Genomic DNA, 6560 nt, shown 5'->3' with positions numbered 1-6560 from the left:
TAAGCTTGGGAATCATCCCGCCGCTAACGGTACCATCCTCAATCAGCGCCCGCGCACCTTGGATATCCAACTGACGAATTAAAGTATCTGGATCTTTGAAATCGCGCATCAAGCCGGGGGTATCCGTCATCAAGATCAGTTTTTCAGCTCCCAGCGCGGCAGCTATTTCACCAGCAACTGTGTCCGCATTGATATTATAAGCCTGTCCGTTTTCATCAGCGGCGACACTCGACACGACGGGAATATAACCACTCTTGACTAAAGAGTTGAGAATGTCTACATTCACGCCACTTACTTCACCTACAAACCCAATTCCCTCGCGTCCATCGGGACGTGCGATGATTAAATTGCCATCTTTGCCACACAAACCTACTCCGTTACCACCAGCCTGATTGATTAACGCGACGATTTCTTTATTGACGCGTCCGACTAACACCATTTCGACGACATCCATCGTTGCCGCATCCGTTACCCGCAAACCATCTTTAAATTGCGGCTCGATGCCCAGTTTCTCCAGCCAACTATTGATTTCTGGCCCCCCACCATGCACCAAGACGGGACGAATACCAACGCAGGACATAAAAATCAGATCCCGAATCACCCGATCCTTGAGGGTACTATCTTTCATCGCTGCACCGCCATATTTGACCACTACGGTACGTCCGGCGAATTTTTGGATATAAGGTAACGCTTCACTGAGTACCCGCACGCGGGTGGCATCTTCGTTGGAGTGGGTCATGAATTAGGGTGTGGGAGTTTGGCGATCGGTATTGGCACTAGCCAAGATTTTAGCAGTTTAGCTTGTGTCTAAAACGATCGACTTGTAGCGGAAGTCAAATGCCGATCGTGTTATTGGGCATTTAAATTCTAATTAGCGAGTTTCACTAGGATATTGGTTATGTCTGCAAAAGATATTTTGTTGTTGTTGATATATTTATCGCTCTAGGGTACTCTGAAGCTATCTAATTTCAATCGATTACGCTCGACATCCTCGCAGCCATAGGTCGAAATCAGGCTCGATTCAAACCCCGAAATCCATCAAAAGAATAGTACAAATGAACAAGAAAAAAATTTGGATTAGGTCTAGCTACTCTAGCTCTATCGATCGCTCATGCCTCTAATGCACAAGCAGCATTGATTAATGGGGTAACTGTCTTAACTGATATGACAACAGTAGCTGGCTCTAATATCGATCGGATTGTTGATGGTTCTGGGCTGCCTGGAAATACTCCCAGTCTGACAGGACTTCATGTAAAAGGGAGGTCATCTGTTAATGCCTGGTATGGTAGCCCTGACACAGGCAATCTGATTACCTTCAACCTGAATGGAACTTACAGTCTAGCTGGCTTTAGTCTGTGGAATTTTAATGGTATTAACACAATCGGAATAAAAGGAGTAAACGTTCTGTCATCAACTGATGGGACTAATTTTACTGCTGTAGCAGGTGCGCCTACTCAGTTTGCGATCGGAGCTGATAAGGCATCCGAATCTCCAGAAGTGTTCAGTTTTACTCCAGTTACTGCTACCTATGTGCGGTTCCAGGTATTGAGCAATTACAGCGATCCCACTTATACAGGCTTGTCAGAGGTTCAATTTGATTCAGCTTCAGCGACAGCAGTACCGGAACCATTTACCATCTTGGGTACTCTAACTGCGATCGGTGGTGGTGCGGCATTGAAGCGGCGGCTCAAGGGAGTTGAGTCGAAATCTCTGTAGTTAGTGGGTTTGAACTATAATTTATCGGATTGAATGATGGACTAAGATTGCGCTCTAGCAAATCATCATAGTCCATCTGCCGATCGGTCTAATCATAGTTCAGACAGCAAGAATACACAGGCTGCAAATGCTCATAGTTCGATCGAACTATGAGACTCGATCGATCTGATTAGCATCCAACCAACTCATCAAATCGCCCATCTGACTGAAATCTAACAACGCTTCACCCAAATCCTCTAACCGCAACAGAGGTAGAGCCTTAATACTCGTCTCAACTGCTGGCGACACATTCCCCACCCGTCGATTTAGCAACCGCAAGATCAGAGCTTGTGCTTCTTGTTGACGACCTTCTTGGGCGGCATCCTGATAAACTCTAGTTTGTTCTAACTCAATTCCTAACATCGCATCCACCTCATCCCTGCTTAAATTACTAAATTTGTAAACAATAATCGTTGATACTAACTCGATTATATCCTGGCTGCCTTGTGCCCGTTGGATTAACCCCCTAGCTCCAGACGTAGCCTTTTCCCCTTCCAGCGTCGTCAATACCATCAAGCCCAAGCCTGGTGGTAAGTCTTCCACTTCACCCAGCTCATCCAAATACACCCGCTGAATTCGTCCGCTTTCCAAGAGTTCCCACACCATATCAGTGCGAGATTGTTCGGTGTTTCTCGTCGGGTAAATTACCACCCCTTGCCAATTAGCAAATCGTTCGCGGTTGCGATAAGTGTAGATGGCAATCTCACTCAGCATCCGCTCGTATAGCAGCTCGTCGAGCTGGAACTGCACCTCACAAAAATAAACTATTCCGGCTGGACTGGGTGGTAAGAATACCCCATCGATCCGAAATGCCGTTTCCTTCACCTCAATCGATTCAAAGATATAACTTTGAGCATTTGCTGGCGGCTGCGGCAATAACTCAAAGAGTAATGTGGGTGACTGCCGAAATAATTGGTAGAAAATCGAATCGCGGCGCATAGTAAGATTTCTCTCGATCTAATAGGATTACTCTAGTGCGTTATGCTCCGCCATAGCATTCCCTATTATTTTTTCTAAAGCCTAAAGCCCAATACCTAAAATCTAAAGCCTACCCTCTAAGTCCCGATCGCCAGTAGAATATCAATTTATCGATACCCATAGCAAGCAACATGAGTCAAACTTATCGCATCACACTTTTACCTGGAGATGGGATCGGCCCCGAAATTATGGCGGTGGCGGTAGATGTGTTGGCGGTTATCGCTAAACAAGAGGATTTGAATTTTGAATTTACCACGGCGCTAATTGGTGGAGCGGCGATCGAAGCCACGGGCGAACCCTTGCCAGCAGCCACTTTAGATACTTGCAAGCAGAGTGATGGGGTACTCCTAGCAGCCATCGGGGGTTATCAGTGGGACAACCTACCGCGTCACTTGCGCCCAGAGACGGGCTTATTGGGCTTGAGAGCGGGTTTAGGTCTATTTGCCAATTTAAGACCTGCGGCAATTTTACCCCAGCTTATCGACGCTTCTACCCTCAAACGGGAGGTGGTCGAAGGGGTGGATATCATGGTAGTCCGAGAACTTACTGGCGGCGTGTATTTTGGCGAACCCAAAGGGATTTTCACGACGGAGACTGGTGAAAAGCGGGGTGTGAATACGATGGCATATACTGAAAGCGAGATCGATCGCATTGCCAAAGTCGGGTTTGAAACTGCCCAAAAACGGACGAAAAAGCTCTGTTCGGTAGATAAGGCGAATGTGTTGGAAGTCTCTCAATTATGGCGCGATCGAGTAGTGGCGATGGCTCCCAATTATCCGGATGTCGAACTGACGCACATGTATGTCGATAATGCAGCGATGCAACTGGTGCGTGCGCCCAGGCAGTTTGATACGATCGTTACTAGCAATTTATTCGGCGATATCCTCTCCGATGCGGCGGCGATGCTCACAGGTAGTATCGGAATGTTACCATCGGCAAGTCTGGGGGCGACGGGTTTGGGCGTATTCGAGCCAGTTCACGGTTCGGCTCCCGATATTGCAGGCAAAGATCTCGCCAATCCTTTGGCGCAGGTACTAAGTACTGCCATGCTACTACGCTATGGACTGAACCAACCTGCCGCAGCAGATCGCATCGAGCAAGCGGTTTTAAAAGTTTTAGATCTGGGTTACAGAACTGGTGATATTATGTCAGCAGATATGACCGCAGTTGGTTGTCGGGAAATGGGCAGAGTGCTGATTCAAGCCTTAGAGTAACCCTGAAATTTAGTCAAGGGTAGCGATCGTCGTGACGATCGCTAATGTCGGCTCGGGTTGCCCTGAATCTTAATTTTAAGTTAAAGCTATGGCTACCCGATCTATCTTAAGATGTCAAAAAATGATTTTGGGAAATAATCACTGTGTTTACGATTGAGTCGCCCTTTGCTAAAGCTAAAGCTAATCCCATGCCCCAGTCAGATGCTGATAGACTGTTCGATCCCGCTCTACTCAGGGCTGCTAAGGATATCTATAGTTTCTATTGTCAGATTAACCCCGATCGGGAACGCCGACGACAGCCGATTGGGGTAGCGATGAATAAACTCGATCGACGTGGTAAGTTAATTTTTAGTAGTTATCCGATCTTATTGCCAGAAGAACACTTTATCTCTGTTGACCAGCTAGAACCATAAATTCAATGCTTTCGATCTAGCTCGGGAACCATACCATACCAACTATATTAAAAGTCCAGGGGTAAAATATCGCCAACCAGGTAACGTCTCGTAGATTAATGCTATGGGATCAAACTTAAGCTTGTGCTTACCTTTGTAGTTAAGTTACCCAAAATTCATCGATCGCGAACGAGCACCGCTAAATATCCAGTAAAATATGGAGATATCTAGTCGCGATCGAAAAGTATGACTCAGGCACCAAATCTAGATGACAGCAACCGTCAGGTAGATCGCGAATTGAGAGCTTTAAATCGTAGAGTCGATCGATTGGAATATACTCAAGTATCGCCTCAAGAGTTCCGCCAAGCCTTTGAGCGTGTCTATGAAGAGATCGACGATCTTAAAGACGATGTGAGAGAAATGCGAGCGGAGCTAAATGGGAAGATAGATACGATCGTGGGTCATACTACTGGACAGGGAAACGCATAGATACGGCAAGATCTCCACGATTACTAATATTTATATACTAATCTAAGCTGTAAGTAGCTAAAAGCCAGAGGTCTGCTGTATACTCTTTGACAAGCAATGTGAGTATTACTCCCTCTCAACTCATTACTCCCAACTTCCAACTCTTATGCTTGCTGGCTCGACCAAATTTGAAACCCTAGAACAAGCACTAAAGCATTACTTTGGGTATGATGAGTTTCGATCGGGACAGCGAGAGATTATTACTACGGCTTTAGCCAATCGGGACTTACTAGTGATCATGCCCACTGGTGGGGGTAAATCTCTCTGTTTCCAGTTACCAGCATTACTAAAACAGGGCGTGACGATCGTAGTATCGCCGCTGATTGCCCTGATGCAAGATCAAGTTCAACTGCTGGCAAATAACGGCATCGCCGCAACATTTTTAAATAGCAGTATCAGTACTGAAGAGAGACGCGATCGAGCCGCAGCAATCTACAATGGTGAAATCAAGTTATTGTATGTAGCTCCCGAACGCTTGAATCAGGAATTTATTAGTAACTTTCTAGTAGATTTACATCAAGAAGTGGGGATTGCTGGATTCGCGATCGATGAAGCGCACTGTGTCTCTGAGTGGGGGCATGATTTTCGTCCCGACTACCGAAAACTAGCACAATTACGGCACTATTTTCCGAAGGTGCCCTGGTTGGGATTGACAGCGACGGCTACCGATCGCGTCCGTCAGGATATCATTAAACAATTAGATCTGCGCGAGCCAGAAATTCACGTTGCTAGCTTCAATCGTCCGAACTTATACTATGAAGTCCGGCGTAAAAGTACCACCCCATATAAAGAGCTTCTAGCTCAAGTCAAACAGTCAGCAGGCTCGGGAATCATCTACTGTTTGAGTCGCAAAAAAGTCGATGAACTGACGACCAAATTGCAACACGATGGGATTAAAGTCGTCCCCTATCATGCAGGATTAGATAGCGAAACTAGAACGAACAATCAGAATAGTTTTATTCGCGATGATGTTCAGGTCATCGTTGCTACAGTTGCCTTCGGGATGGGTATTAATAAACCCGACGTGCGGTTTGTCATTCATTACGATCTGCCCCGCAATATTGAAGGCTATTATCAAGAATCGGGACGTGCCGGACGGGATAATGAACCAGCACATTGTACGCTGTATTTTGGGATGGGTGATATTAAAACGATCGAGTACTTAATCGCTCAAAAAGTCGATCGGGAAACAGGAATGGCACTCGCAGACGAACAGCGAATCGCCACCCAACAACTGCGACGAGTTATTAACTATGCCGAAGCTACCGAGTGTCGCCGGATCATTCAATTAGGTTACTTTGGCGAGAGCTTCCCTGGTAACTGTAACAACTGTGATAACTGTAAATATCCCCGCCCGATTTCTGATTGGACGATCGAATCTCAAAAACTATTATCCTGCGTCTATCGCTTCTCCGAACGCCATAACGGCAGAACCTTCGGACTAGCGCACACTATTGATGTCCTGCGTGGCTCCAAAAATGATAAAGTACTCAAAAATGGACACGATACCCTCTCTACCTATGGCATTGGTAAAGATCGCACCGTCGATGAATGGCGGATGTTGGGTCGATCTTTGCTCCATCAAGGGTTAGTCGATGAAACTAGCGATGGTTACTCTGTCTTGACTGGAAAGTTTAAAAGATTTTGAAACTTGGCTGCTTAAAAAATAAGCGGTTTAAATAAATTATTTTCG

Annotated in this window: 6 protein-coding genes and 1 pseudogene; 5 read left to right on the top strand and 2 right to left on the bottom strand. The window is 46.0% G+C overall.

All coding sequences use genetic code 11. The annotated features are described in order from the left end of the window. Positions 1 to 739 (bottom strand): acetylglutamate kinase (gene argB / locus RMO35_RS20835; RefSeq protein ID WP_309743845.1); only part of this gene is annotated, 739 nt, incomplete at its 3' end. A 425-nt stretch (positions 740 to 1164) separates the two neighbouring features. Here argB and RMO35_RS20830 point away from each other — a divergent pair. Continuing rightward, entirely contained in the window at positions 1165 to 1716 is a 552-nt protein-coding gene (locus RMO35_RS20830) for a PEP-CTERM sorting domain-containing protein (protein WP_309743843.1), read from the top strand. Positions 1717 to 1863: 147 nt separating this feature from the next. Here the strand turns inward: RMO35_RS20830 and RMO35_RS20825 are convergent, their stop codons facing one another. Continuing rightward, on the bottom strand, positions 1864 to 2694 hold the full coding sequence (locus RMO35_RS20825; RefSeq protein ID WP_309743841.1) for an Rpn family recombination-promoting nuclease/putative transposase: 831 nt from the start codon (positions 2692 to 2694) through the stop codon (positions 1864 to 1866). Between the two features lie 170 nt (positions 2695 to 2864). Between RMO35_RS20825 and leuB the strand changes: the two genes are divergently transcribed. The 4 genes and pseudogenes from leuB to RMO35_RS20805 all read left to right on the top strand — a co-directional run. Then, complete coding sequence (gene leuB / locus RMO35_RS20820) at positions 2865 to 3947, top strand: 3-isopropylmalate dehydrogenase (protein WP_309743839.1); 1083 nt, start codon at positions 2865 to 2867, stop codon at positions 3945 to 3947. A 143-nt stretch (positions 3948 to 4090) separates the two neighbouring features. Then, the gene (locus RMO35_RS20815) at positions 4091 to 4360 is read left to right on the top strand and encodes a hypothetical protein (RefSeq protein ID WP_309743837.1); all 270 of its coding nucleotides are present in this window, start codon (positions 4091 to 4093) and stop codon (positions 4358 to 4360) included. A gap of 225 nt (positions 4361 to 4585) precedes the next feature. Next, the gene (locus RMO35_RS20810) at positions 4586 to 4828 is read left to right on the top strand and encodes a hypothetical protein (RefSeq protein ID WP_309743835.1); all 243 of its coding nucleotides are present in this window, start codon (positions 4586 to 4588) and stop codon (positions 4826 to 4828) included. A 145-nt stretch (positions 4829 to 4973) separates the two neighbouring features. Beyond that, positions 4974 to 6491 (top strand): annotated as a pseudogene (locus RMO35_RS20805) (RecQ family ATP-dependent DNA helicase); the annotation flags it as partial. Positions 6492 to 6560: the final 69 nt, after the last annotated feature.

The sequence above is a fragment of the Chamaesiphon sp. OTE_20_metabat_361 genome, from assembly GCF_031364565.1.
Note: the sequence above shows the minus strand (reverse complement) of the source record. Positions and strands in the feature narration are given on the sequence as shown.

What these genes read in the sequence shown, in the direction of transcription:
- RMO35_RS20830 (WP_309743843.1), top strand. Translation starts at nt 1,165, where the DNA reads ATGACAACAGTAGCTGGCTCTAATATCGATCGGATTGTTGATGGTTCT.
- RMO35_RS20825 (WP_309743841.1), bottom strand. Translation starts at nt 2,694, where the DNA reads ATGCGCCGCGATTCGATTTTCTACCAATTATTTCGGCAGTCACCCACA.
- leuB (WP_309743839.1), top strand. Translation starts at nt 2,865, where the DNA reads ATGAGTCAAACTTATCGCATCACACTTTTACCTGGAGATGGGATCGGC.
- RMO35_RS20810 (WP_309743835.1), top strand. Translation starts at nt 4,586, where the DNA reads ATGACTCAGGCACCAAATCTAGATGACAGCAACCGTCAGGTAGATCGC.